We start from the raw sequence: 26,503 nt of genomic DNA on the forward strand, positions 1-26,503 counted from the left end.
AGTGGGCTAGATCAGTTCTGTCAGGGTATCGCTCAGGCGGACCAGTTCGTGGTCGTGTGAGGCCACCAGGACGGCGATCCCGTCCGAGGTGGTGTCCTTCAGGATGCTGATGATGCGGTTGGCGGAGGCACGGTCCAGCGAGGCGGTGGGCTCGTCCACCACCAGCACCCTGGTGCCCAGGATCAGTGCGCGGGCGATGGCCACGCGCTGCCGTTCGCCGCCGGACAGCTGGGCAGGACGGTGCCGCATGCGCCGGCCCAGGCCCACCAGGTCCAGCAGGTCCTTGGCCATGTCGCGGCGCTGGTCCACCTCGCCGTCCGGGACGGCAGGCAGGAGCACGTTCTCCAGGGCGCTCATTCCGTCGATCAGTGCACCGCCTTGGTCGACGTAGCCGATGAGGGCACGACGGCGGTCGGCGATTTCGTCGTCGCCCATGCTTTCGAGGGAATCGCCTTCCCAGAAGACGCGGCCCGACGTGGGCAGGGTAAGCCCGGCGCCGACAGTCAGGATGCTGGTTTTGCCGGAGCCGCTTCGGCCGGCAACGCAGTGCATCTCGCCCGCGTGCAGGGTCAGGTCGAAGCCCTCCACCACGCTCACGGCCTCGGCGCCGCCCTTGCCGCCGCCATAGCGGATGGTGATGTCGCGCATCTCCAGCGGGGTGGCATGGTCGGCCGACTTGACGATGGTGTTGGCCCGGGTCTGCAGGGGGACCTCGTTGGAGCCGCTCCTGCGGCTCCGCTGGACGTTCGTCGGGTTTGTCATTGGACCACTTTCGTTGCAATCGGTATCCAGCAAATTACAGCCACAAGCCCGGCTATGGCAGCCCAGATGGCTGCATAGGGGGCCAGCAGCAGGCCAATGCCAAGGGCGCCCAGCACGCCCAGTGGCAGGGCCACGGTTCCCACCAGCGCATTTTCGAACAACCGGACCTGGCGGAGCATGTCCGGGTTCCAGCCCATGGCCTGCAGGATGCCCAGGTACTGCCGCTTGGCATTGAGCTCGAACCGGCCGGTGACCAGGGTCAGCACCAGGCCCACGGCCACGCCCGCAAGCGCCAGCAGGATGCTGGGCAGCGTCACGCTGGCTGCGGCCAGGCCGCTGAGGGCGCTGGCGCCGGCTGCCCGCGGGATGTCGATCAGCAGTGCGATCAGCCCGCCGACTGCGGCACCGAAGACGCCGACGGCGACAGCCAGGGACAGGGTGTTGAACTTGTTGGTGCTCAGCTGCCGGTTGGCGAAAGTCAGCGGGGAATCGACCTGGATGAGCCGTTCGTCATGCTGCGGCTCCTGGTCGATCACATCGCGGTGGCGCAGTTGCTGGGCGGCAAAGAAGGCCGCGGCGCAGTACAGCACCAGGACGGCGGCACACACCAAAGCGGTGGCAAGGCTCCAGCTCAGCAGGGTGAGCACGAGCCCGGCGGCGGCGAGCAGCACGGCTCCCACGCCGAATTCCTCAAGCACCCAGCTGCGGATCCGCCGCTGTGTCCAGCCCATGGCCCGCAAAGTGCCCGCTTCGCTGCGGCGCTTCCGGATGTAGCTGACGGTCGATGCACCGGTCAGCAGGGCTGCCCCGCACAGTGTCAGGAAGAGCAGGGTGGTGTTGGTTCCGGACAATGCTCCTGTGACGGCCTCGGCCGCGTTCTGCCGGACCCAGGACTGCTGGACGGTGCCCAGCGCCGATTCCTTGCCCGCTCCGTCCTTGGAGTAGCCGGGGACGAAGATGCTGGTGTCCTCGCGGGCCGAACCGGCCACTACGGTCGCGTCCAGGCCCATGTCCCGGATCTCGGCGGCGAGCTTCTCCACCTCGGGCTGGGCGTCCTTCCAGCTGCCCGGTGCCTTGGCCCGGACGCGGACGGCGTCGATGACGGCCGCGTTCTGCTTGTAGCCACGTGCTGCGGCGAGTCCGTAGTAGTCGGTGATGGCACCGGCGGACTGGCTGGCGAGTCCCGTCGCGCTCAGCGACGGCTTCAGTTGGGCTTCGGGAACGTCCTTCCCGGCAGCGTCCTTGACCAGGGTGAACGGGGTGGGGTCGTACCCGCCCAGCGGAAGCTTGTTGACATCGCCCGAGGCCGCCTCTACGGCAGCGGGGTCGAATGTGCCGTAGACCATGGGCAGTGGCTGCGCAGCCTGCTGCTGGCCGGTGGGCAGGTTGTCACGGTAGGACCGCTCGTCCACCGGGTTGCGCTGGGTCTGGTCAACGGGTGCGCCGTTGGACGCCTTGTCCGGCAGGCGGTTGACGGTGACCCATTCGCCCGGCACAGCCGTCTTGTCCACGGCCCCGTTGGAGGCGGTGCCGCCGTCGGTGTACTTCGGGGCGCCGGCGAAATTGGTGCTCCACCTGGCCGGCGTGTAGAGGCCCGGGTTGAAGTTGCCGTTGGCGCCCAGCAGCGAGGAATGGTCGGTCGAACCCGGCCACGACAGCGTGAACGGATCCTTGGAGACGAACGGCAGGTAGTCCTTGCCAAGGGACTTCGAAACGGTCCCGACGTCCTTGACCACCTTGCCGGCGTCGTCAATTTCCTCGATCTTGACGTTGTACTTCAGGTCCAGCGAAGTACCGGAACGGACGATCAGCGGGACGGCCTGGGAGGCGCTGGTCAGCTGTCCGGTGCGCTTTGCCTGCTGGTACTGGGTCATCAGGGGCGCCCAGTACTTGAGCTTGACGCCCAGGAAGTCGGGGCCTTCCTTGAGCTGGTCCATGCTGATGCCGCTGGTGAAGAGGCCTTCCAGGTAGCGGCCCACGGCGCCGGCGCCGCGGGCGTCGGCGGGCGGCGCCTTTTCCAGCGGAGCCAGGAAGTCGCCGGCCGAGCCAAGCAGGGACCGTTCGGCGGCGGGGTCAACGGCCACCACGGATTCAGTGACCTCAGGGGCAAGCGGGAGTGCCACCGAGAGGTTGAAGAGGTTGTGCTCCGAGCCGCCGGCCGGGGCGGGGAACTTGATGCCGGTCTCCCCCGCGGGTGCGGCGATGCGGATGCTGCTGCCGCCGGCCGCCTTCTCCTCCACGAGCTTGGCCTTGCCCAGCGTTCCTTCGGCGGTGGTCTTGAACAGCGTCTGTTCGGAGCTGCCGTCGGAGCTGACGGCGCTGGCCGTGAGACGGTACTTCTTTGCCGAGTCCGTCAGCACGGATTCGGCTGCGGGCCACTTGTCCGGGGCGGTGGCGCCCGCTGCTTGGTCGGACGTGGCGGTGCCGGCCAGGCCGGCGTTGTAGCCCAGGTAGTCCATGGCGTCCAACCGGGGCGTCTCAAGGTTCTGGGTGACGCGCGAGACCAGGCTGATCGGGGCGGCGACAGAGGTGCCGGACAGCTTCCGGATGGAGTCCAGCTGGTCGAAGCCGATGCCGCCGGCGCCGTTGGCGATCTCCGGCTGCAGGAGTGCCCCGGAGGGAGCCTTGGCCTGGACCAGGATGTCGTAGAGCCCCCTTGAGTTTTCATCGACCGTCCGGTGGAGCGCAGCCTGTGACTGGCTTTGGACGAGGACCGACAAGCACATGGCTGCGATCAAGATGGCCGCGGTCAACAGCAGCACCCTGCTTCTGATGAACCTCTGGACGGCGTTCATGGAACTCCCTGAAACCTGGATTGCGTGCGCACACGTCCATCCGCCCGGGCAGACGTGGACAATGACGGACGGATGTGCAAAAGGTATTGGCCGGTCTGCCGGCTACGGTCCTGAATCAGGACCTAGCCATTGTAAGCAGACCGGCCAATCATATGTGGCTCCGTTTGGGCGTGCCCTTGCGGAGGAGGAGCGGCTTCGGCGTTTCGGCCGGTGTGTCGCGCTGGTCCTGCGGCGCTAGTCTTCCAGATCCACTTCCCGGACCATTTCAGCGCCGATCCCGGCCTTGATGGCGTCCAGCACCTGCTGGGGCACGGAGCTGTCGATGGTCAGCAGCGCCAGGACCTGGCCGCCCTCGTTGGAGCGCGCCACCTGCATGCCGGCAATGTTGATGTTGTTCATGCCCAGGATGTGGCCGATGGTTCCGATGACGCCGGGACGGTCGGTGTAGGCAACCACCACCAGGTGCTCGCTGATGGGGATCTCGACCTCGAAGCCGTTGATGCCCACCAGCTTCTCGATCTGCTTGGGTCCGGTCAGGGTGCCGGACACGGAGATCTGGCTGCCGTCGCTGAGGGCGCCGCGCAGGGTCAGCACGTTGCGGTAGGACTCGGTGTCCGGGGTGGTGATCAGGCGGACGTTGATGCCGCGCTGCTCGGCGATGACCGGAGCGTTGACGTAGGACACCTGCTCGGTCACGACGTCGGCGAAAATGCCCTTCAGCGCCGCCAGCTCCAGGACTTTGACGTCGAGGGTGGAGATCTCTCCGGCCACTTCCACGTCGAACTGGGTCAGGGATGCGTGGGTAAGCGCGGTGAAGATGCGCCCCAGCTTCTCGATCAGGGGGATGCCCGGGCGGACGTCCGGGGCAATGACGCCGCCGGCGACGTTGACCGCGTCCGGGACCAGCTCGCCGGCGAGGGCCAGGCGGACCGATTTGGCCACGGAGACGCCGGCCTTTTCCTGGGCTTCGTCCGTGGAGGCGCCCAGGTGCGGGGTGACCACGACGTTGTCGAGCTTGAAGAACGGCAGGTCGGTGCTGGGCTCCTTGGCAAAGACGTCAACGCCGGCACCGGCGATTTCGCCGTCCTGCAGTGCGGTGAAGAGTGCTTCCTCGTCCACCAGCCCGCCGCGGGCCACGTTCACCACATAGGCGGTCTTCTTCATCTTCTTGAAGGCGTCGGCGCCCAGCATGCCCACCGTCTCCGGTGTCTTGGGCATGTGGATGGTGATGAAGTCGGACTGGGCCAGCAGCTCGTCCAGGGTGACCAGCTGAACGCCCAGCTGCGCTGCGCGGGCCGAAGTGATGTAGGGGTCGTAGGCCAGGATCTTGGTGTCGAAGCCCTTGAGCCGGGCTGCCACCAGGGCGCCGATGCGGCCAAGGCCGATGATGCCGATCTTCTTTTCGAACAGTTCAATGCCGGTGTACTTGGAGCGCTTCCATTCGCCGTCCTTGAGGGCGGCGCTGGCCTGCGGAATGTGGCGGGCCAGGCTGAGGATGTGGCCCACAGTGAGCTCCGCGGCGGAAACGATGTTGGACGTCGGGGCGTTGACCACCATCACGCCGGCCTGGGTGGCGGCCTTGATGTCCACGTTGTCCAGGCCGACGCCGGCGCGGGCGATGACCTTGAGGTTCTTGGCCGCGGCAATCGCTTCGGCGTCCACCTGGGTGGCGGAGCGGACCAGGATGGCGTCTACGTCACTGATCGCCGAGAGCAGCTGGGAACGGTCGGCGCCGTCGGTCTGGCGGATTTCAAAGTCCGGGCCGAGGGCCTCGACGGTGGCGGGGGAAAGTTCTTCGGCGAGCAGTACTACGGGTTTTGACACGGCTGATCCTCTGCGTTGCAGTCCTGGGGATGGAAACAAGTCTAGGCCGACGGAAAGGCCGGGCTCACATTGTTAAGTGTGAGCCCGGCCTCACCGGTGGCGTTCTATATGGTTGGGCGGCCAGCTTTAGCGGGCAGCGGAACCTTCCACGTAGTCGACGTCCTGCTGCTGCCAGGAGAACAGGGAGCGCAGTTCGCGGCCCACAGCCTCGATGGGGTGCTGCTCTGCCTTGGCGCGCAGTTCCTTGAACTCCACGCCGCCATTGTCCTGGTCCTCGATGAAGCGCTTGGCGAAAGCGCCGGACTGGATGTCGGCCAGGACGGCCTTCATGTTTTCCTTCACCTCGGGGGTGATGACGCGCGGACCGGAGACGTAGTCGCCGTACTCGGCGGTGTCGGAAACACTCCAGCGCTGCTTGGCAATGCCGCCTTCCCACATGAGGTCAACGATGAGCTTGAGCTCGTGGAGGACCTCGAAGTAGGCGATCTGCGGCTGGTAGCCGGCTTCGGTCAGGGTTTCGAAGCCGTACTGGACCAGCTGGGACACGCCACCGCAGAGGACAGCCTGCTCGCCGAAGAGGTCGGTTTCGGTCTCTTCGGTGAAGGTGGTCTTGATGACGCCGGCGCGGGTGCCGCCGATGGCCTTGGCGTAGGACTTGGCCAGCTCCCAGGCGGAACCGGTGGCGTCCTGCTCGACGGCGATGATGTCCGGGATGCCGCGGCCGGCTTCGAATTCGCGGCGCACGGTGTGGCCGGGAGCCTTCGGCGCGACGAGGATGACGTCAACGCCTTCCGGTGCCTGGATGTAGCCGAAGCGGATGTTGAAGCCGTGGGCGAATGCGAGGGCCTTGCCCGGCTTCAGGTTGTCCTTGATGGAGTCGTTGTAGATCGAGCGCTGGTGCTGGTCCGGCGCGAGGATCATAATGACGTCGGCCCATTCGGCGGCGTCGGCAACGTTCTTGACCTGGAAGCCGGCGTCCTCGGCCTTGGCGATGGACTTGGAGCCTTCCTTCAGCGCGATGACGACCTCGACGCCGGAATCGCGCAGGTTGAGCGCGTGGGCGTGGCCCTGGGAACCGTAGCCAACGATGGCAACCTTGCGGCCCTGGATGATCGAGAGATCGGCGTCGTCGTCGTAGAACATTTCAGTCACTTGCGTAACTCCTCTTGAGTGGTGTGTAGATAGTGGTCTTGCGGTGCTGCGGTTACGGGCGCGGGTGCCGCCGCGGGCTTGACGCCTAGGCGGAGCGGAGCGCCCGGTCACTCATGGAGCGGGATCCCCGTCCAACGGCCAGGGTGCCGGACTGCACAATTTCGCGGATGCCGAAGGGCTCCAGCACTGAAAGCAGGGCTGTGAGTTTTTCGGGATGGCCGGTGGCCTCAATGACGACGGAGTCGGTGGATACGTCAACCACTGAGGCGCGGAACAGGTCTGCGGCCTGGGTTACCTGCAGGCGTGTTGCGGCATCCGCACGTACCTTGACCAGGATGTGGTCGCGCTGTACGGAAGATTCGGGGGTGAGCTCAACGATCTTGATGACGTTGACCAACTTGTTGAGCTGCTTGGTGACCTGCTCGATGAGGTCGCCGTCGGCGTCGACCACCACGGTCATGCGGGAAACACCCGGAACTTCGGTGGGGCCAACGGCCAGGGAGTTGATGTTGAAGGCGCGGCGGGCGAACAGGCTGGCCACGCGGGTCAGGACGCCGGGCTTGTCCTCAACCAGGACGGAAAGTGTATGGCGGGTCATGCTCAGTCTTCCTCTTCCCATTCCGGGGTCATGTTGCGGGCAACCTGGATCTGGTCGTTGCTCACGCCGGCGGGCACCATCGGCCACACCATGGAGTTGGGGCTCACCACGAAATCGATGACCACGGGACGGTCGTTGATCTCGAGGGCCTTCTGGATGGTGGCGTCGATGTCTTCTTCGCGTTCAACGCGGAAGGAAGCGCAGCCGTAGGCCTCCCCCAGCTTGACGAAGTCCGGGATGCGGACGGTGTCATGGCCGGTGTTGAGGTCGGTGTTGGAGTAGCGGCCCTCGTAGAACAGGGTCTGCCACTGCCGCACCATGCCCAGGGAGGAGTTGTTGATAACAGCAACCTTGATGGGGATGTTGTTGATGGCGCAGGTGGCCAGCTCCTGGTTGGTCATCTGGAAGCAGCCGTCGCCATCGATGGCCCAGACCACACGGTCCGGCTCGCCCACCTTGGCGCCCATGGCCGCCGGGACGGCGTAGCCCATGGTTCCGGCGCCACCGGAGTTCAGCCAGGCGTGCGGGCGCTCGTACTTGATGAACTGCGCGGCCCACATCTGGTGCTGGCCAACGCCCGCCACGTACACGCCCTCGGGACCGGTCAGCTCGCCGATCCGCTTGATGACCTTCTGCGGGGCGATCAGGCCGTCGTCCGGCTCGGTCCAGCCCAGCGGGTAGGTTTCCTTGAGGTTGTTGAGGAACGCCCACCACGTGGTGAGGTCCGGGGTGCCCGATGCCTCGAATTGGCTGCGCACGGCCTCGGTCAGCTCCGGGATGATCTCCTTGACGGACCCCACGATGGGCACATCAGCGGTGCGGTTCTTGGAGATTTCGGCGGGGTCGATGTCAGCGTGGATGACCTTGGCATTCGGCGCAAAGGTCTTCAGCACGCCGGTGACGCGGTCGTCGAAGCGGGCACCGAGGGTGATCAGCAGGTCGGACTGCTGCAGGGCCGTGACGGCGGAAACGCTGCCGTGCATGCCGGGCATGCCCACGTGCTGCGGGTGCGAATCCGGGAACGCGCCCTTGGCCATCAGGGTGGTCACCACGGGTGCGCCGGTTGCTTCGGCGAGGGCGAACAGTTCGGCCGAGGCGTGGGCTTTGACCACGCCGCCGCCCACGTACAGGACCGGTTTGGTCGAAGCGGCAATGAGCTTCGCAGCTTCCCGCACCTGCTTGTTGTGGCCGCGGGTCACCGGGCGGTAGCCGGGCAGGTCGATCTTTGGCGGCCAGGAAAAGGTCATCTGGCCCACCTGGGCGTCCTTTGCGACGTCCACGAGAACGGGGCCGGGACGGCCCGTGGAGGCCAGGTGGAAGGCTTCGGCCATCACGTGCGGGATGTCGTTGGGGTCGGTCACCAGGAAGGAGTGCTTGGTGATGGGCATCGTGATGCCCACGATGTCTGCTTCCTGGAAGGCATCGGTGCCGATGACGCCGCTGGATACCTGGCCGGTGATGGCCACCAGGGGAACGGAGTCCATATGGGCATCCATGATGGCGGTGACGAGGTTGGTGGCACCGGGTCCGGAGGTGGCGATGCAGACGCCCACCCGCCCGGTGACCATGGCGTAGCCTTGCGCGGCGTGGCCGGCTCCCTGTTCGTGACGGACCAGCACGTGGTTCATGGTGGAGGCCATCAAGGGGTCGTAGGTGGGCAGGATCGCGCCACCAGGCAAACCGAAAATGTCGTCGACGCCGAGTTCTTCGAGCGAGCGGACGATTGCTTGCGAGCCGGTCATCACCGTCGGGGGTACGACGTTGTTCGGCCCAAGGACAGGAGAGACGGCAGCAAGGTCGGCGACGACGGCGGCATGGTCAGCCGTCCGGTCGGCGCGTTCCGGAGCCTTGGCGGCTCCAGCGGACTTGGTGGCCATCAGCGAGGGGCTGATGGGCGATCCTTTGCTCATCGGACTCTTCCTTGTGGATCTTCTCTGGTTTTGGAACTGGTAAAGCGGTGGGAATAAAAAAACCCCTCGGCCTGGCGGCGTTTGAGGGGTTTGCGCGTGACGGTTCGTTACCAGGGGGCTAATGTGCCACGCGCTTGCTAAGGACGACGACGGTGCCGGCGGTAACGAAAGTCATGCGTTCAGTTTTCCCTCTTGGCAAGATGGGTGTCAACGAGAGACAACCCTATCTCACCATGTGGACGTCATTGTCCACGGAATGACCCTACCCCAAACTTCCGGCGCGAGCGCCGTTAGCCCGGGGCCCCTCGGGTCACCCCTTATTAAGCCCTGCCGCCTCAAGCGGGCAAGTTCCCGACGGGCGGCCTGAGGACCTAAAATCAGCCGGTCCAGGCGCCCTGGCTCGCGCTGTGCACCAGCTTGGCGTACTTTGCGAGCACGCCCTTGGTGTACCTGGCAGGCAGCGGCTCCCAGCCCACCTTGCGGGCCTCGAGCTCCGCTTCGTCCACCAGCAGGTCGAAGGTGCGTGCGGCGATGTCCACCCGGATCCTGTCCCCGTCCTTCACGAAGGCGATAGGGCCGCCGTCGACCGCTTCCGGCGCAACGTGCCCGATGCACAGGCCCGTGGTGCCGCCGGAGAACCGACCGTCGGTGAGGAGCAGGACGTCCTTGCCCAGGCCGGCACCCTTGATGGCGCCGGTAATCGCAAGCATTTCGCGCATGCCCGGGCCGCCCTTGGGACCTTCATAACGGATCACCACGACATCACCGGCGTGGATCTGGCCGTTGTCGAGGGCGTCCAGCGCGCCCTGTTCGCGCTCGAAGACCCGGGCTGTTCCTTCGAAGACATCAGCGTCGAATCCGGCGCTCTTGACCACGGCGCCTTCGGGAGCCATGGAACCGTGCAGGATGGTGATGCCGCCCGTCTTGTGGATGGGGTTGTCCAGGGCGCGCAGGATCTTGCCGTCGACGTCCGGCGGGTTGATGGCGGCGAGGTTTTCCGCGACCGTCTTGCCCGTGACGGTGAGGCAGTCGCCGTGCAGCAGGCCGGCGTCGAGCAGTGCCTTCATGATCACCGGCACGCCGCCGATGCGGTCCACGTCGGTCATGACGTACCGTCCGAAGGGCTTGAGGTCGCCCAGGTGCGGAATCCTGTCCCCGACGCGGTTGAAGTCGTCGAGGGTCAGTTCCACCTCGGCTTCGCGGGCGATGGCCAGCAGGTGCAGGACGGCATTGGTGGAGCCGCCGAAGGCCATGGTGACGGCAATGGCGTTCTCAAAGGCTTCCCGCGTCATGATGTCGCGGGCGGTGATGCCCAGACGCAGCAGGTTAACCACCGCTTCGCCGGACTTGCGGGCGAATTCATCACGACGGCGGTCTGCCGAGGGAGGGGCTGCGGAGCCGGGGAGGGACATGCCCAGGGCCTCGCCGATGCAGGCCATCGTATTGGCCGTGTACATGCCGCCGCAGGCGCCTTCGCCCGGGCAGATGGCCTTTTCAATGCGGGTCAGGTCCTCCATGCTCATCTTGCCCGCCGCGCAGGCGCCGACGGCTTCGAATGCGTCGATGAGGGTGACTTCCTTTTCGGAACCGTCCTCGAGCTTGACCCAGCCGGGCATGATGGACCCCGCGTAGAGGAAGACGCTGGCAAGGTTTAGCCGGGCCGCAGCCATCAGCATGCCTGGCAGGGACTTGTCACAGCCGGCCAGCAGGACGGAACCGTCGATCCGCTCGGCCTGCATCACGGTCTCGACGGAGTCGGCGATGACTTCGCGCGAGACCAGGGAGAAGTGCATGCCTTCGTGGCCCATGGAGATGCCGTCGGACACGGAAATCGTGCCGAACTGCATGGGAAAGCCACCGCCTGCGTGGACGCCTTCCTTGGCGCCCTGGGCAAGCCGGTTAAGGGAAAGGTTGCAGGGGGTGATCTCATTCCACGAGCTCGCGACACCCACCTGGGGCTTGGCGAAGTCGTCATCACCCATGCCGACGGCCCGGAACATGCCCCGCGCGGGGGCTGCGTGGATTCCGTCAGTTACGACGCGGCTGCGGGGCTTGATGTCAGGCTTGGTATCGGTTGCGAACCGGCTCTCACTCATACGGGAAAGTCTAGGGCTCGGGCAGTGGCGGAAACGACAGCGGCGGCCACATTTTCGCGAAAACGCGGCGGATCGGTGCCCAACTAGTGGACGTTCGTCTCATATTTCGAGACGAAGGTTGTTTCCAGCCCGCCCGCTTGCCCGGCGGCAGCGGCGGCCGGCACGTGTATCACTGCTCCGCGCGGCGTCTCTGGACAGCGGTGGTGACCCGACGTAGCGTCGGGGCAGGACACCTATACACCTTGGACCGAAAGGCCTGCAATGGACATTATTTTCTGGATCATCCTCATCGTCATCGTCGCCGCCATCATTCTGTGGCTGCTGAACCGCAACAGAAAAGCCAACCCGCCCGGCGGACCGTCAGCCGGAGCCGGGACAGGCGGGACCCGGACCGACGGGGCCCTTGGGGGCGGCAGCGCCGCGGCGTCCGCCCAGGCCGCTGGAACCACCGGCATCCCCACTGCAGCGGGATTCGGCCGGCCGGCTGAACCGGCAGCCCCTACAACAGCCCAGGAGCCGGCGGACTCCGCGGCCACGTCCACGCCTGAAACGGCGGCAGGCGCCGCAGGATCCGCGGACCGCGCCACGGCCAGCGAGGGCACTTCGGGCAGCAGCGCCGGGCGGGAAGAACACCGGCGCCAGGACGAGGCCGCTGACCTTGCCGCCGACAAGGCGGAGTGGGAAACCCAGTGGTCCGAGGCCGGGACCGGATCCCGCTCCGGCTCCTCCACCACAAGCGGGACGGCAACGCCGCCCTCCTCCCCAGGTACCACCGGCCCGGAAACGCCCGCACGTCAGGGTGCAGCGGCAGAGGCTCCCGCAGCCCAGCCCTCCCCCGCCACGGCACGCCCCGTGCACCATGACGAATACACGGCGCCCCACGCCCCCACGCTTCCGGGCGCGGAAACGGCAGCTGTGGAAAGCGTGGACGACGGCGGCACACCGGCTGCCGGACCCGCCGGCGGGCAGGCACCCCAGCACCGGGCAGACACCTCCGGCTCAGCAGGCCCACAGGGCGGGGCTGCTGAGCCAACCTCCTCCGGCGCGGCCCCAGGCGGCACCGGCGCGGCGGAAACGCTGGAACGAGCACATTCTTCCGCACTGGTAGAGAACGGGGCCGACCACCAGCCCTCCGGCCAGGGGCAGGAATCGACAAGCACCCCAGGGCAGTACACGGCCGTCCCGGAACCTTCCGGACACCTCGCAGCCGACGAGCCCTACGGTGCCGGCTCAGCAGCACCGGGTCCCGACGGGAGCGGCCCCGAGGACTACACGGTCAAGGGTGACGCCTCCGCGATGGTCTACTACGAAGAAGGACACCCCGACTATGAGCAGGCCACGGCGGAAGTCTGGTTTGAATCCGCTGCCCACGCCGAGGCCGCAGGCTTCCGCACCCCCCGGCGCAAGCGGCTCTAGCAGGACAAAGGCCCGTCGCTTTGCGGCGGGCCTTTCCTGGCTGGTGACCTGCCTTGTGGTGGCTGCCTGTACAGGACCCCCGGCGCCGGGGCCTGCCACAAGCCCCGCCGGCACCGGCACTCCGGCGGGAACCGCCGTCGTCCCCACTCCACCTGGTGCGCCCGCTCCTGCGCCGGCAGTCCAAGAGCGCCTTGACGTGGAGCTGGACACACCCTGGGCTGCCGTCTTCCTCCCGGACGGCACAGCCGTCATCTCCGAGCGCGGTACAGCACTGCTGAAAGCCGTTCGGGACGGGAAGGCCACTGCCATCGGGAAGGTCCCTGGCGTGGTGGCCGGCGGCGAAGGCGGCCTCCTGGGCCTGGCGCTCTCCCCGCGCTTTGCCTCGGACCGCTACCTGTACGCATACCTGACCGGCCAGGAGGACAACCGAATTGTCCGGCTTGTCCTCGACAGTGCTCCCGACGGCTCCCCAGTACTTGGCCAACCCCAAACGGTGTTCCCGGGAATACCCAAAGCCAGCACCCACAACGGCGGCAGGATCCGCTTCGGTCCAGACGGGTTCCTCTATGTGGGCACCGGCGACGCCCAGCGCCGCGACCAACCCCAGGACCGCAATGCCTTGGGCGGGAAGATACTTCGGCTCACGCCCGAGGGCGGTCCCGCACCGGGCAATCCGTTCGGCAACGCCGTCTACAGCCTGGGCCACCGCAACGTGCAGGGCCTGGCCTGGGACAGCGCCGGCAGGCTGTGGGCCAGCGAGTTCGGACCGGATGTGGACGACGAACTGAACCTGATCCTGCCGGGTGCCAACTACGGCTGGCCTGAAGTCACCGGCGCACCTCACCGCTCCGGCTTCCAGGACGCAAAGGTCGTATGGCCCTCCACCCGCGAGTCCTCCCCCAGTGGGCTGGAAATCGTTGATGGCGTCGCCTACCTGGGAGCCCTCCGTGGCGAGAGGTTATGGGTGGTGCCGCTGTCGGGGACAGAAGCAGGAGTTCCTGTGGCCTATTTCACATGGCAGTACGGGCGGATCCGGGACGTAATCCGCGCTCCGGAGGGTGGCTTTTGGTTGCTGACGAACAACGAAAACCCTGATTTCGTGCTGGTTTTGGGGCCTTCGAGGTGACACGGAGACCTCCGGCGGGGCCGATTTCACTTGCACCAAAAGTTCGTGTAGAGTTTCATGTCGTTGCGGAGATCAACGGGAAAGAAAAAGCCCGAAGATGGAAGCAAAGAAGATGCACCTCTAGCTCAATTGGCAGAGCAATTGACTCTTAATCAATGGGTTCCGGGTTCAAGTCCCGGGGGGTGCACCACTGGGAAAACAGCCCCGGTTTGTGGAAACACAAACCGGGGCTGTTTTGTTTTGCCCGCCCCCTTATCGATTGCTGAGTACCTGTCGTTTTCACGCCTCAGAACGACAACTACGGAGCAATCGATGGTGGTGGGGTGGAAAAGTACGACGGCGGGCGGCTGCGGGGCACAAAAAAGCGCGGCCCGGTCATTGAGACCAGGTCCGCGCTTAGGCTGCCGAATGCGGCAGCGGCTACTTTGCCATGTTGTCCATCAGGGCTCCGGCGTTGCTGGGGGTGGTGGAGAACTGGCTGGCGAGTTCACGCACGACGGCTTTGAGTTCCTGGCGCAGCAGCTCAGGGTCGATCGACGCCGATGCCAGCACTGAACGCTCCATCTCCACGGCCTGGGCAACCGCTTCCTTGCCCTGCTCGGTCAGCGACACCACATGGCTCCTGCGGTCCGAGGTGCTGCGAACCCTGGCGATGTGGCCGTGGGACTCAAGCCGGCTGAGCGTCTTGCCCATGGTCTGGGCCTGGACGCGGACGTATTGGGCTAGTTGGGCCTGGGTCATGGGTCCCTGCGCGGCAAGGACTTCGATGGCGATAACACCGGCGTGGGTGAGTCCGATGGCGCCAAGTTTTTCGTTCCATGAGTGTTCGACGAGGCGCGCAGCAGTGGACAGAAGGCGCCCTGTGGGCCAGTGATCCATATCAGGCATAGCAGCAAGTATAACCAAGTGCCGATTAGCACTCGCTCCACCTGCTTACTAGGCTGTTGTGTCCCGCCCGCAACAAGGAGAAAAACAATGGCTGAAAGACTCGTTACCGGCGACAATGCACCCGCTTTCACGCTGCAGGATTCAACCGGCAAGGACGTCAGCCTGGCCCCCCGGCCGGGACGCTCCACCATTGTCTACTTCTACCCGGCCGCCTCCACTCCCGGCTGCACCAAGGAGGCTTGCGATTTCCGCGACAGCCTGGCGTCCCTGCAGGCCGCCGGCTTCGATGTCCTGGGTATCTCACCCGACCCCGTTGAAAAGCTCGCAAAGTTTGTTGAGAAAGAGTCCCTGACGTTTCCGCTGCTCTCCGATGCGGACCACGCGGTGGCCGAGGCATACGGCGCCTGGGGCGAAAAGAAGAACTACGGCAAGACCTACGAGGGCCTGATCCGGTCCACCATCGTGGTGGATCCGGAAGGAAAGGTGGCCCTGGCCCAGTACAACGTGCGGGCCACGGGCCACGTGGCGAAGCTAAGGCGGGACCTCAACCTGGACGCCTGACCCGGCCCCGGCTGCCCCGGCCACCGCCGGGGCGACGCTACAATGGGATCTGTCATCCGCCGTCGTACTTTTGACACGACCGATGACGCGCGCGAGTGGTGAAATTGGCAGACACGCAGGATTTAGGTTCCTGTGCCTTCGGGCGTGGGGGTTCAAGTCCCCCCTTGCGCACCTGAGGAATCCCCCGGCCCCGGCCGGGGGATTCCTGCGTTAAGCAGCCGCCGGTTTTGCGCCGGTTCCTGCTTCGATTCGAAAAACTCCAAAGATCCACCCATCCGCCGCTGCCCATCGGCCGAATAGCCATTGAGACACCAGCCAAGGGCAGGTGCTTACCGCAAGGCAGACCGCATGCCGACAGCACGATGTCGGACCGCGGCAGGCAAACGATCAAGGAGAACTGAAATGCAGACCTTTAAGCGCACCACTTTCACCGTCGCAGGCGTTGCAGCGGCCGCTCTGCTCAGCCTCACCGCATGCGGCGGCTCGGGCAGCACCTCAGGATCCTCGGCGTCGTCGGCGCCGATGTCATCCGCCCCCAGCTCCAGCATGGCATCCCCGTCCAGCTCCGCCATGGCGTCCCCCTCCGCCAGCTCCTCGGCCGGCATGATGGACCCGGCAGCCAACCTGGTTGGGCCCGGCTGCGCCGCCTATGCCAAGCAGGTTCCCACCGGTGCAGGCTCGGTGGAGGGCATGGCCCTTGACCCGGTGGCCGTGGCAGCGTCCAACAACCCCATCCTGACCACCCTGACTGCGGCGGTCTCCGGCAAGCTGAACCCGAAGGTCAACCTGGTGGACACCCTCAACGGTGGCGAATTCACCGTCTTCGCTCCGGTGGACGACGCCTTCAAGAAGATCGATCCCGCCACGATCGAGACCCTGAAGACGGACGATGCCCTGCTGAGCAAGATCCTGACCTACCACGTGGTCCCCGGCCAGATCACCCCTGACAAGATCGCCGGCACCCATGCCACGGTCCAGGGTGGTTCAGTGACTGTGACCGGCAGCGGTGACAACCTCAAGGTGGACAACGCCAACGTGATCTGCGGTGGCGTCAAGACCAAGAACGCAACGGTCTACCTGGTCGACTCGGTCCTCATGCCCAAGTAAGCCCCCTTACGGCCCCCCAACACCAGGCCGGGTCCGCTGGCAACAGCGGACCCGGCTTTGGCGCGCCGGGTGTCCTTCCGGGACCGGCTCCGGCTCGTGTCCCCTAGACTGGATCCCGGCCCGCACGCGGCGGAGCCGGCAGCATCCAGAGGTGATAAACGAGTGCCCAGCAGTACTTCGCGGCGTACGGTCATCAAGGCCGGTGCCGTCCTCATGGCGCTGGGCGTGACGTCATGCACAGGCATGCCGTCACCCTCCCCCACCTCCGGCACGCCCAGCACCAAGGCTGCAGAACCTGCAGCAACCTTCAACTTCGGTACGGCCGCCCAGCCCCTGGGCCTGGACCCGGCGCTGTCCAACGACGTGGAGTCGCAGCGGATCACCCGGCAGATCTTCGAAGGCCTGGTGGGCGTGGACCAGACCACCGGCAAGCCCACCCCGCTGCTGGCCACCGAGTGGAATGAGTCCAACGACGGCCGAACCTACACGTTCAAACTCCGCACGGGAGTCACCTTCCAGGACGGCACCCCCTTCAACGCCGACGCCGTCTGCACCAACTTCAACCGCTGGTTCAATTTCCCCGTGGCACTGCGGAAGCAGGCACCGGGCAGTTCCTTCAAGGGCGTGTTCAAGGCACACTCGGACGAGCCCGGCCTCTCCATCTTCAAGAGCTGCACGGCGCCTGCCCCGGACACCGTGCAGATCGACCTCACCCAGCGCTTCACCGCGTTCCTCCAGGCACTGACACTGCCGGCTTTTGCCATCGCATCGCCTGCGGCCCTTGCGTCCGGAAAGGCCGATGTCCTGGACCAGAACCGCGGCGGCCAGGCCATGTCAGCATTCGCCACAAAACCCGTGGGCACGGGCCCCTTCACCCTCGCTGCCTGGGGCAATGACAACGTGACCCTGTCCAGCAACCGGAACTACTGGGGCGACCGCGGGCAGATCGCCACCATCAACTTCCTGGCCTACAACCACCCGCAGACCCGGCTCCAGGCGCTGCTGGATGGCACGATCGACGGCTACGACGCCGTGACCGTCGGCAACTTCGACCAGCTGGTGAAGCGCGGCAAGCAAATTGTCCAGCGCGACCCGTTCTCGGTGATGTATGTGGGCATGAACCAGGACATCCCGGTACTCCAGAACCAGAAGATCCGGCAGGCGGTGGAGCTTGCCATCGACAAGGAAACCCTGATCCGGAAGTTCTTCATCGACAACACCGCCAAGGCCACACAGTTCGTCCCGCCCAAGATCAGCGGCTTCAACAACGAAGCTCCGGCACTGGGCCACGACCCGGTAAGGGCCAAGGACTATCTGAAGGAAGGGGGGTACGCGGGCGAGGAACTGAAGTTCTACTACCCCCTGAACGTCACCCGGCCGTACCTGCCCACCCCCGAGAAGGTCTACGCCGAACTCAGCCGCCAGCTCACCGCCGTCGGCTTCAACATCCGGCCCGTCCCGGTGGACTGGTCCGACGGGTACCTGCAGAAGGTCCAGTCCGCCGGCGACCACGCATTCCACATCCTCGGCTGGAACGGCTCCTACTCGGACGCGGACAACTTCGTGGGCCCGCTTTTCGGGGAGAAAAACGGCGAGTTCGGGTACCAGGATCCACAGGTCTTTTCCAAGATCAACCGCGCCCGTGGACTGCCCGACGGCAAGGAGCGGGATGACCTTTATCACACCATCAATGCCCAGATAGCGGCGACCGTACCGGCCGTTCCCGTCGCCTTCCCCATTTCCGCGCTGGCCCTCTCGGACCGGGTGCAGAGCTACCCGGCATCCCCGGTCTTAAACGAAGTTTTTACCAAGGTCCAGCTGAAGTCTTGACGGGCCGGGCCAATTTCAGTATGCGGCCCGCGCGGGGATATTCTGTGACAGCCAGAGCCGCTGCAATCGGAGACTGATCGTGACCTTCATTTCCAAGACCCCACACGCCGACGTTGTCCTGATAGGCGGCGGCATCATGAGCGCCACGCTGGGGGCATTCCTCAAGCAGCTGGAGCCGGACTGGACCATCTCCCTGTTCGAGCGGCTGGACCAGCCGGGGCTCGAAAGCTCGGATCCCTGGAACAACGCAGGAACGGGCCACGCCGCCCTCTGCGAGCTCAACTACTCCCCCGCAGCCAAGGACGGCTCGGTCAACCCCGCCAAAGCACTGCTCATCAACGAACAGTTCCAGCTCTCCCGCCAGTTCTGGTCCCACCTGGTGGACAACAACCTCATCGGGTCACCCAAGGGCTTCATCAACACGGTCCCGCACATGAGCTTCGTGATCGGCGAGGACCACAGCCGGTTCCTGAAGACCCGCTACGAGGCACTCAAGCCGCACACCCTGTTCCGGAGCATGGAGTTCTCCGAGGACCACGCGCAGATCGCCAAGTGGGCCCCGCTGATCGTCAAGGGGCGCGACCCCCAGCAGCGCATCGCCGCCACCCGCGCAGCCGAGGGTACCGACGTGGACTTCGGCGCGCTGACCCGCGAACTGATCACCTACATGGGGAACAACGGCGTCGAGATCAACTACGGCCACGACGTCACCGGCATCACCCGCGCGTCCGACGGCGGCTGGGACCTGACGCTGAAGCACCCCAAGTCCGGAGAACACGGCAAGATCCACGCCAAGTTCGTCTTCGTCGGCGCCGGCGGCGGTGCCCTGCACCTGCTCCAGGCCTCCGGCATCCCCGAGAGCAAGGGCTACGGCGGATTCCCCGTCTCCGGCCAGTTCTTCCGCTGCACCGATGAGGCCATCGCCGCCCAGCACAGCGCCAAGGTGTACGGCCAGGCATCGGTGGGCGCTCCCCCCATGTCCATTCCGCACCTGGACACCCGCTATGTCAACGGCAAGCGCTCCCTCCTGTTCGGACCGTACGCGGGCTTCTCCACCAACTTCCTCAAGAACGGTTCCTACCTGGACCTGCCCCTGTCCATCCGCCCGGGCAACATCATCCCGATGCTTGCCGTAGCGAAGGACAACATGGACCTCACCGCGTACCTGGTGAAGGAAGTGGTTAAAAAGCACGACCAGAAGGTTGAAGCGCTTCGCGAGTACTACCCGGAGGCAAAGGGCGGGGATTGGGAACTCATCACCGCCGGCCAGCGTGTACAGATCATCAAGAAAGACCCGCAAAAGGGCGGCATCCTTCAGTTCGGAACCGAAGTGATCGCCGGCCGCGACGGCTCCATCGGCGCGCTCCTGGGCGCTTCGCCCGGAGCCTCGACCGCTGTCCCCATCATGATCGAGCTGCTCCAGAAGACGTTCCCCCGGAACTTCAAGGGCTGGCAGTCCAAGCTCAAGGACATGATGCCCGGCTACGGGGTGAAGCTGGATGAGAATCCGGACCTCGCCGCGGAGCTGGAACGGGCCACGGCCAAGTCCCTCCAGCTGGAGAGCGTTTCCGCCAGCCACTGACCCTGCCGGGGCCAGTGGCTGGCACCCCCAGGGCATGTACCAGTCACTTAGACCCCCAGGAGACCACCCATGTTCCGGCTGGCACAGCTTTCCCTGGCGAACCGGGCCCTGATCGCGCTGATCACCGTCTTCGCCTCGGTCTTCGGCGTGATCACGATGTCATCGCTGAAGCAGGAGCTCATCCCCTCAATTGAGTTCCCGCAGATCACGGTGCTCAGCTCCATGCCGGGCGCATCCCCCGAAGTGGTGGACAAGCAGGTCAGCGGCCCGCTCGAGAAGGCGCTGAACGGTGTGGAGGGGCTGGAATCCACCTCCTCCACGTCGCGCACCGGCGTCTCCCAGATCACCATGGTGTTCACCTACGGATCGAACCTGGACCGGGCCCGGAACCAGATCGACCGGGCCATCTCGAACGCAAAGCGGACCCTGCCCAGCGACGTCCAGCCGCAGGCCATCGCCGGCAGCATCAGCGACTTCCCCATCGTCTTCCTGGCCGTCTCCTCGGACAAGCCGCTCAGCGACCTGAACGCGGACCTGCAGCGCCTCAGCGTGCCCCGGCTGCAGAAGATCGACGGTGTCCGCAGCGCCGATGTGACCGGTGGCGCCACCCAGCACATCGAGATCCTCCCCCGGGCTGACGCCATGGCGGCGGCAGGGACAACCCTCACCGCCATCCGGGATGCCCTGTCCAACAACGGCGCGCTGATTCCTGCGGGCACCCTCGAGGACCAGGGCAAGACCCTCTCGCTGCAGATCGGCAGCCCGGTGGATTCCCTGGATGCCATCAAGGCGCTGCCCTTGGCCGGCGCCAAAAATGCCGCGACCATCGGCTCGGTGGCCGACGTCTCGATCAAGGACGACGAACGCACCTCCATCACCCGCACCAACGGGGCAGAGACCCTGGCTGTCTCCGTCACCAAGAAGCCCGAGGGCGACACGGTGGCAATTTCGCACGCGGTGCGTGACTCGCTGAACGAGCTGGAAGCGGAACTGGGCTCCAACGCCAAGTTCACCCCCGTCTTCGACCAGGCACCCTTCATCGAAAAGTCCATCAAGGACCTCACCACCGAAGGCCTGCTGGGTCTCGGGTTCGCCGTCGCGGTCATCCTGCTGTTCCTGATGTCCGCCCGCTCCACGCTGGTCACGGCAGTGTCCATCCCGTTGTCCCTGCTGATCACCTTTATCGGGCTGTCGGGCACAGGCTACTCCCTGAACATCCTGACGCTGGGCGCGCTGACCATCGCGATCGGCCGCGTGGTGGACGACTCGATCGTGGTCATCGAAAATATCAAGCGGCACCTTAGCTACGGTGAGGAAAAGTCGACGGCGATCCTCACCGCCATCCGGGAGGTGGCCGGCGCCATCACGGCGTCCACCCTGACCACGGTGGCGGTCTTCCTGCCCATCGCCTTCGTCGGCGAGCTTGCCGGCGAGCTGTTCCGGCCGTTTGCCCTGACGGTGACCATGGCGCTGCTGGCCTCGCTGCTGGTTTCCCTCACCATCGTTCCGGTGCTCGCCTACTGGTTCCTCAAAAACCCCAAGACCGGCTGGGCGCCCGCAGGTTCCGCGGACGCCCGGCGGATCGCGGAAGAGGCGAAGGCAAAGGCCCACGACGCCGAACAGCGCAGCCGCCTGCAGCGCGGCTACCTTCCCATCCTTCGGTCAACCCAGAAGCACCCGGTCATCACCCTGGTTGCCGCTGTCCTGGTACTCGGTGCCACCGCTGCCATGACCCCGCTGCTGGCCACAAACCTGCTGGGCAGTTCCGGGCAGAACAGCCTGACGGTCCGCCAGGTGCTGCCGGCCGGAACGAGCCTCGCGGACACGAGTGCCGCCGCCATCCGCCTCGAGGAGGTGCTGCGCGGCATCGACGGCATCAAGGACGTCCAGGTGACCTCGGGCAACGCCCAGGCCGGCTTCGCTGCCCTCACCTCCACTGGATCCTCCAACTCCACCTTCACCGTGGTCACGGATGAAAAGGCCGACCAGGAACGGCTCCAGGACACCGTGCGCTCGGAGCTTGCCAAGGTGCCCGACGCCGGCAAGGTCTCCGTAGGCACCCAGCAGGGCGGCTTCGGCACCTCCTCCACCGTGGACATCACCCTGAAGGCTGCCACCAGCGGCGACCTGCGGGCCGCCAGCGACACCATGGTCGCCGCCATGACCGGAGTGCCCGGCACCAGCGAAGTGGCCAGCAACCTTGCCGCCAGCAACCCCGTGGTACAGGTCAAGGTGGACCGGGCCAAAGCCACGGCCGCCGGCCTGAACGAGGAACAGGTGGCCGGGGTCCTGGCATCCACCATCAGCCCCATCCCGGCCGGGACCGTGCGGATCGACACCAACGACTTCCCCGTCCGGATCGGCCAGGGCACCAAGTTCACCAGCATTGACGCGGTCCGGAACATCCCGTTGCCTGCCGGCGGCCGTCCGGTGACGCTGGGCAGCATCGCCACCGTGGAGCAGGTGGACGTCCCCGTCTCCATCACCGCCAGCAACGGTGAGCGCACCGCCAAGGTGTCCATCACGCCGTCGGGCTCCAACCTGGGCGCCGTGAACGGCGAAGTCCAGAAGCGCCTGGCCGATGTCCAGCTGCCGCCGGGGGTCACCGCCACGATCGGAGGCGCCACCACCCAGCAGGCCGAATCCTTCCGGCAGCTGGGCCTGGCCCTGCTGGCCGCCATCGCCATTGTGTACGTGATCATGGTGGCCACCTTCAAGTCCCTCATCCAGCCGCTGATCCTGCTGGTCTCGGTTCCGTTCGCGGCCACCGGTGCCGTGGCCCTGCTCCTGCTCACCGGAGTGCCCCTGGGACTGCCGTCACTGATCGGCATGCTGATGCTGGTGGGCATCGTGGTCACCAACGCGATCGTGCTGATCGACCTGATCAACCAGTACCGTCAGCCGCGCGACGGCCGGCCCGGCATGAACGTGGCGGATGCCATCACCAACGGAGCAAGGCAACGCCTGCGGCCCATCCTGATGACGGCGCTGGCCACCGTGTTCGCCCTGACCCCCATGGCCTTGGGCCTCACCGGCGGTGGCGGCTTCATCTCGCAGCCGCTGGCGGTGGTGGTCATCGGCGGCCTGGTGTCCTCCACCGCCCTGACCCTGATCCTGGTCCCCGTGCTGTACCGCCTGGTGGAGGGGCGGCGGGAGAAGAAGGCACTGCTGAAGGACCTGCAGGCCCGTCCGGAGGCCAGCGTGAAGACGGGCCCGGGTTCCGACGTCGACGCGGAGTTCCGGGACTGGACCACCGGCCAGGTTCCCAAGGTCAGCGGCCGCCGCGCGGCCCCCGGCGGCGCCGAATAGGGCCCCGTCCCGCCAAGGCATGCCCGTACCGCCCTGCGGTGCGGGCATCGCTCTTTAACAAAGGATCCGATGCTGGACCTGGGCCGGGAATAATCACCGCCGCTTGGCGTTACAGAAGGCGATAGATGCAAATGCATCTAAATTGGTCTAGAGTGGAACCAAGCCAGCAAGTCCAGGAACGGAAAGGCATTGTCATGCAGATCGGTGTTTTCAGCGTCAGCGACATCACCACGGACCCCACCACGGGCCGCACCCCCACCGAGCACGAACGTATCAAGGCCTCGGTGGCCATCGCCAAAAAGGTCGAGGAAATCGGCATGGATGTCTACGCCCTGGGCGAGCACCATAACCGGCCCTTCTTCTCCTCCTCCCCCACCACCACCCTGGCCTATATCGCAGCACAGACCGAGCGGATCATCCTCTCCACGGCCACCACGCTGATCACCACGAACGACCCCGTGAAGATCGCCGAGGACTTCGCCATGCTCCAGCACCTCGCGGACGGGCGCGTGGACCTGGTCCTGGGCCGCGGCAACACCGCCCCCGTGTACCCCTGGTTCGGCAAGAACATCCAGGACGGCGTGGAGTTGGCCATCGAAAACTACAGCCTCCTGCGCAAGCTCTGGGATGAGGACACCGTCAACTGGTCCGGCAAGTTCCGCACCCCGCTGCAGAACTTCACCTCGACGCCCCGGCCGCTGGACGGCGTGGCGCCCTTCGTATGGCACGGTTCCATCCGCACCCCGCAGATTGCCGAGGTTGCGGCCTACTTTGGTGACGGTTTCTTCGCCAACAACATCTTCTGGCCCAAGGAGCACTACCAGCAGCTGATCGGCCTGTACCGCGAGCGGTACGAACACTACGGCCACGGCAAGGCGGACCAGGCCATTGTGGGCCTCGGGGGCCAGTTCTTTATGCGGAAGAACTCCCAGGACGCCGTGAAGGAATTCCGGCCGTACTTCGACAACGCCCCCGTCTACGGCCACGGGCCGTCCCTGGAGGACTTCACCTCGCAGACCCCGCTGACCGTGGGCAGCCCCCAGGAGGTCATCGAAAAGACCCTGACGTTCCGCGAGTACTTCGGTGACTACCAGCGCCAGCTGTTCCTGATCGACCATGCCGGCCTGCCGCTGAAAACCGTGCTGGAACAGCTGGACCTGTTCGGCGAGGAAGTCCTGCCCGTCCTGCGCAAGGAGTACGCGGCCCTCAAGCCCGCACACGTCCCGGAGCCGCCCACCCACGCCGGCCGCGTGGCGGCCCTGCTGGCATCGCAGGATGCCGCAGAAGCCACCTCGGAGGCGTAATGGCCGCGGGAGGAACGGAATCACCGGTGCGGCTTGCGGCCGAAGCCTGGGAATCACTGTTCCGGGCCCAGGTTGCCGTGATGCGGAAGCTGCAGTCCGCACCGGCATTCCGGAAGGTGGCACTCAATGAGTACGACGTCCTGTTTACGCTCTCCCGCTGCCCGTCCGGCTGGCTGCGGCTAAACGAGCTCAACGACAACGTCCTGTTGAGCCAGTCCAGCCTGAGCAGGCTGGTGGAGCGGCTCGAAAAGCGGGGGCTGGTAGCCAGGATGCCCGCGCCGGAGGACGGCCGGGGCGTACTGCTGAAGCTGACCGACGAAGGGCGGGAGCTGCAGAAGGAGATCGGCCGCGAGCACGTGCGGGACATCTCGGCGCTGGTGGGTCCCGCCCTGACGGCCGCCGAGCAAAAGGAACTGATGCGGCTTACGGACAAACTGCGGAACTCTCTGGGGCCTCTGCCGCGGAAGCGCTAGCCGAGCTGGACCAGCCGGGCGGGATCCTCGGCCGGCAGGTCACCGTTGACCACCGCGGTGACGCGCAGCTGGTTCAGCACCAGGCTGCCGCTCACCGTGGACAGGAAGGCCGTGTCCGACGAGTCGCGGCCGGCAGTGATGCGCAGCATCGACTCCCGCGGGGCCAGCCCCGTGGGGTCGATGATGTGCCAGGCGCCCTCCACATAGGCTTCCGCCACGGCATGGAAATCCATGGGATTCAGGCCGGGGGCGTAGACGGCCGCCAAGCGGGCGGGGATGTCCTTGGAACGGAGCAGCGCGATGGCGAGGTGGGCGAAGTCCCGGCAGACACCACGCCTGCTGAGCAGGGTTTCCACCGCACCGTCGGTGCCGCGGGAGGAGCCGCTGATGTACCGCAGTTCACCGTTGACCCAGTTGCGGACGGCGTGGACCAGGTCCGCGCCCTGAACGCCCTCGAACTCGGCGTACGACGTGGGCAGGAGCCGGTCCGATTCGGCGTAGCGGCTTGGCCGCACGTACCGGATCCGGTCTGCCAGGCTGGCCTCTTCCGGCACGCCCCGCCCGGTCACCGTGGCGGAGTATTCCACCGTGACATCGGTGGGCTCGGCGAACTCCATGTAGTGGAACCGGCCGCCGTGGTGGTCCGAAACATCCGTGAGCGGAACGTCCGCTCCGCCTGCAGTCACGGACAGTGATTCCTCGAATGACGAGTAGCCGCTGTTCCTCGCTACGGCGATGGCCATGGCCACCTTGGTGTTGGCGATGGTCCTGAAAACCAGGCGTGCGGAAACAGAGCGTTCCATGTCTCTCCAGGGGTGTTGGGGGCGGACGGAAAGTCGCCTGCCCCGGCACCTGGTAAGTGCGGGCAGCGGGACTAGTTCTTGACCTTCAGCGACATTAGCATCCGCTGCACGTTGGCGAAGTCACTGCTCTCGTTGACGTACTGTGCGGCCTGGCCCAGGGTGTCGAAGGCCTTGGCCGGAGCCACCTTCTCGTCCGGAGCGAAGGCCTTAAGCGCCACCAGGTCGCCGAAGGAGTAGTCTCCCTTGCCTGCGGGGCCGCGCACCACATTTCGCAGCTCGCAGGCCTTCCCGTCCGCTCCGCCCACCAGGTTGGTGATGCCATAGGAGCCGAAGTAGCGGTAGCCCTGGATCACCCGGTAGACCATCCGCGGCGGGATGGTTCCCTCCCCGCCCTGCGCGGCGAGCTCGAAGGGTACGCTGCTGATCACCGTATACGGGTGCTTTGCGCTGTCCGGGCAGTCACCGGACGACGGCGGGAGTCCCGTTCTGAGCGCGGCAACGAATGTTCCGTCGGGCTTCTTCACGTCAACCTTCAGGCCGCCGGGAAGGACGCCCTCCTCCGGTGGTACGGACTGGGCGATCCAGTCCGCCGGCAGGTCGAAGCTGACTGTCTTGGCGGAATCGGAGAACGTCTTCCAGGCAGCGGCGGTGGCAGCGCCCTGCGGCCCGGCAGACGTTGCGGAGGTGGATGAGGGGCTGCTGCCGCTTGCTCCGGGTGCCGCTTCCTGCGTTGGGCTGCCCGGCGTCGCCGCCCCGTTCGCAGCCGCTCCCGATGATGCCGGCTGCGCTGTCCAGCCAGGACTTCCGGCCGGTGTCCCGGAGCAGGCCGCCAGCAGGATTGCGGCGGCAACAAGTGATGCGCCGGAAAGAAGGGTGGACGCTGCCTTGCCTGTCATGAAAGCCAGCCTAGCGGCGCTCCGTCCGCTTCCCTGCGCATACGCGGGGGTGTTTTTCGCATTGCTGGCGC

Annotated in this window: 19 protein-coding genes and 2 tRNA genes; 11 read left to right on the top strand and 10 right to left on the bottom strand. The window is 65.9% G+C overall.

The features are described 5' to 3' along the window. Positions 1-6: 6 nt before the first annotated feature. From LFT46_RS12385 to ilvD, 7 genes are all read right to left on the bottom strand, one after another. Entirely contained in the window at positions 7-762 is a 756-nt protein-coding gene (locus tag LFT46_RS12385) for an ABC transporter ATP-binding protein (protein WP_141160114.1), read from the bottom strand. Beyond that, positions 759-3,557: an ABC transporter permease gene (locus LFT46_RS12390; protein WP_236798693.1), complete on the bottom strand. Its 2,799-nt coding sequence runs from the start codon at positions 3,555-3,557 to the stop codon at positions 759-761. Before LFT46_RS12390 ends, LFT46_RS12385 begins: the two co-directional genes overlap by 4 nt. Before the next feature lie 234 nt (positions 3,558-3,791). Next, a complete protein-coding gene (gene serA, locus LFT46_RS12395) occupies positions 3,792-5,381 on the bottom strand; it encodes a phosphoglycerate dehydrogenase (RefSeq protein WP_236798694.1) in 1,590 nt (529 codons plus the stop codon). A 126-nt stretch (positions 5,382-5,507) separates the two neighbouring features. Next, positions 5,508-6,533, bottom strand: coding sequence for a ketol-acid reductoisomerase (gene ilvC / locus LFT46_RS12400; protein ID WP_236798695.1), 1,026 nt, complete (start codon positions 6,531-6,533; stop codon positions 5,508-5,510). Positions 6,534-6,618: 85 nt separating this feature from the next. After that, positions 6,619-7,131 carry an acetolactate synthase small subunit gene (gene ilvN, locus LFT46_RS12405; protein WP_141160110.1) on the bottom strand — a complete coding sequence of 171 codons (513 nt, stop codon included), beginning with the start codon at positions 7,129-7,131 and terminating at the stop codon, positions 6,619-6,621. Positions 7,132-7,133: 2 nt separating this feature from the next. Next, positions 7,134-9,041, bottom strand: coding sequence for an acetolactate synthase large subunit (locus LFT46_RS12410; protein WP_236798696.1), 1,908 nt, complete (start codon positions 9,039-9,041; stop codon positions 7,134-7,136). A 377-nt stretch (positions 9,042-9,418) separates the two neighbouring features. Beyond that, the gene (gene ilvD / locus LFT46_RS12415) at positions 9,419-11,137 is read right to left on the bottom strand and encodes a dihydroxy-acid dehydratase (RefSeq protein WP_236798697.1); all 1,719 of its coding nucleotides are present in this window, start codon (positions 11,135-11,137) and stop codon (positions 9,419-9,421) included. A 261-nt stretch (positions 11,138-11,398) separates the two neighbouring features. Between ilvD and LFT46_RS12420 the strand changes: the two genes are divergently transcribed. From LFT46_RS12420 to LFT46_RS12430, 3 genes are all read left to right on the top strand, one after another. Further along, positions 11,399-12,553 carry a sunset domain-containing protein gene (locus LFT46_RS12420; protein WP_236819898.1) on the top strand — a complete coding sequence of 385 codons (1,155 nt, stop codon included), beginning with the start codon at positions 11,399-11,401 and terminating at the stop codon, positions 12,551-12,553. Between the two features lie 43 nt (positions 12,554-12,596). Continuing rightward, complete coding sequence (locus LFT46_RS12425) at positions 12,597-13,679, top strand: PQQ-dependent sugar dehydrogenase (protein WP_236798699.1); 1,083 nt, start codon at positions 12,597-12,599, stop codon at positions 13,677-13,679. A gap of 114 nt (positions 13,680-13,793) precedes the next feature. Further along, positions 13,794-13,869: transfer RNA gene (locus LFT46_RS12430), tRNA-Lys, on the top strand. 230 nt (positions 13,870-14,099) lie between these two features. Here LFT46_RS12430 and LFT46_RS12435 read toward each other — a convergent pair. Beyond that, positions 14,100-14,558, bottom strand: coding sequence for a MarR family winged helix-turn-helix transcriptional regulator (locus tag LFT46_RS12435; protein ID WP_236802884.1), 459 nt, complete (start codon positions 14,556-14,558; stop codon positions 14,100-14,102). 96 nt (positions 14,559-14,654) lie between these two features. Here LFT46_RS12435 and bcp point away from each other — a divergent pair, with 96 nt between their 5' ends. From bcp to LFT46_RS12475, 8 genes are all read left to right on the top strand, one after another. Further along, positions 14,655-15,128: a thioredoxin-dependent thiol peroxidase gene (gene bcp, locus LFT46_RS12440; protein ID WP_236798700.1), complete on the top strand. Its 474-nt coding sequence runs from the start codon at positions 14,655-14,657 to the stop codon at positions 15,126-15,128. 89 nt (positions 15,129-15,217) lie between these two features. Further along, a tRNA-Leu gene (locus LFT46_RS12445) sits at positions 15,218-15,299 on the top strand. A gap of 231 nt (positions 15,300-15,530) precedes the next feature. Beyond that, positions 15,531-16,235, top strand: coding sequence for a fasciclin domain-containing protein (locus LFT46_RS12450; RefSeq protein ID WP_236798701.1), 705 nt, complete (start codon positions 15,531-15,533; stop codon positions 16,233-16,235). 162 nt (positions 16,236-16,397) lie between these two features. After that, complete coding sequence (locus tag LFT46_RS12455; protein ID WP_236819900.1) at positions 16,398-18,065, top strand: ABC transporter substrate-binding protein; 1,668 nt, start codon at positions 16,398-16,400, stop codon at positions 18,063-18,065. 79 nt (positions 18,066-18,144) lie between these two features. Then, positions 18,145-19,647 (top strand): malate:quinone oxidoreductase, encoded by a 1,503-nt coding sequence (locus LFT46_RS12460; protein ID WP_236819902.1) that lies wholly within the window; start codon positions 18,145-18,147, stop codon positions 19,645-19,647. 69 nt (positions 19,648-19,716) lie between these two features. Further along, complete coding sequence (locus tag LFT46_RS12465) at positions 19,717-22,956, top strand: efflux RND transporter permease subunit (RefSeq protein ID WP_236798704.1); 3,240 nt, start codon at positions 19,717-19,719, stop codon at positions 22,954-22,956. 194 nt (positions 22,957-23,150) lie between these two features. Beyond that, positions 23,151-24,260: an LLM class flavin-dependent oxidoreductase gene (locus tag LFT46_RS12470; protein ID WP_142133480.1), complete on the top strand. Its 1,110-nt coding sequence runs from the start codon at positions 23,151-23,153 to the stop codon at positions 24,258-24,260. Beyond that, the gene (locus LFT46_RS12475; protein ID WP_236798705.1) at positions 24,260-24,733 is read left to right on the top strand and encodes a MarR family winged helix-turn-helix transcriptional regulator; all 474 of its coding nucleotides are present in this window, start codon (positions 24,260-24,262) and stop codon (positions 24,731-24,733) included. Before LFT46_RS12470 ends, LFT46_RS12475 begins: the two co-directional genes overlap by 1 nt. Here LFT46_RS12475 and LFT46_RS12480 read toward each other — a convergent pair. Beyond that, complete coding sequence (locus LFT46_RS12480; protein ID WP_236819904.1) at positions 24,730-25,536, bottom strand: transglutaminase-like domain-containing protein; 807 nt, start codon at positions 25,534-25,536, stop codon at positions 24,730-24,732. The two genes, LFT46_RS12475 and LFT46_RS12480, sit on opposite strands and share 4 nt — an antisense overlap. 71 nt (positions 25,537-25,607) lie before the next feature. After that, positions 25,608-26,432 (bottom strand): hypothetical protein, encoded by an 825-nt coding sequence (locus tag LFT46_RS12485; protein WP_236819906.1) that lies wholly within the window; start codon positions 26,430-26,432, stop codon positions 25,608-25,610. Positions 26,433-26,503 lie beyond the last annotated feature (71 nt).

The sequence above is a fragment of the Arthrobacter sp. FW306-07-I genome, from assembly GCF_021800405.1.
In the GTDB taxonomy this organism is placed as follows: domain Bacteria; phylum Actinomycetota; class Actinomycetes; order Actinomycetales; family Micrococcaceae; genus Arthrobacter.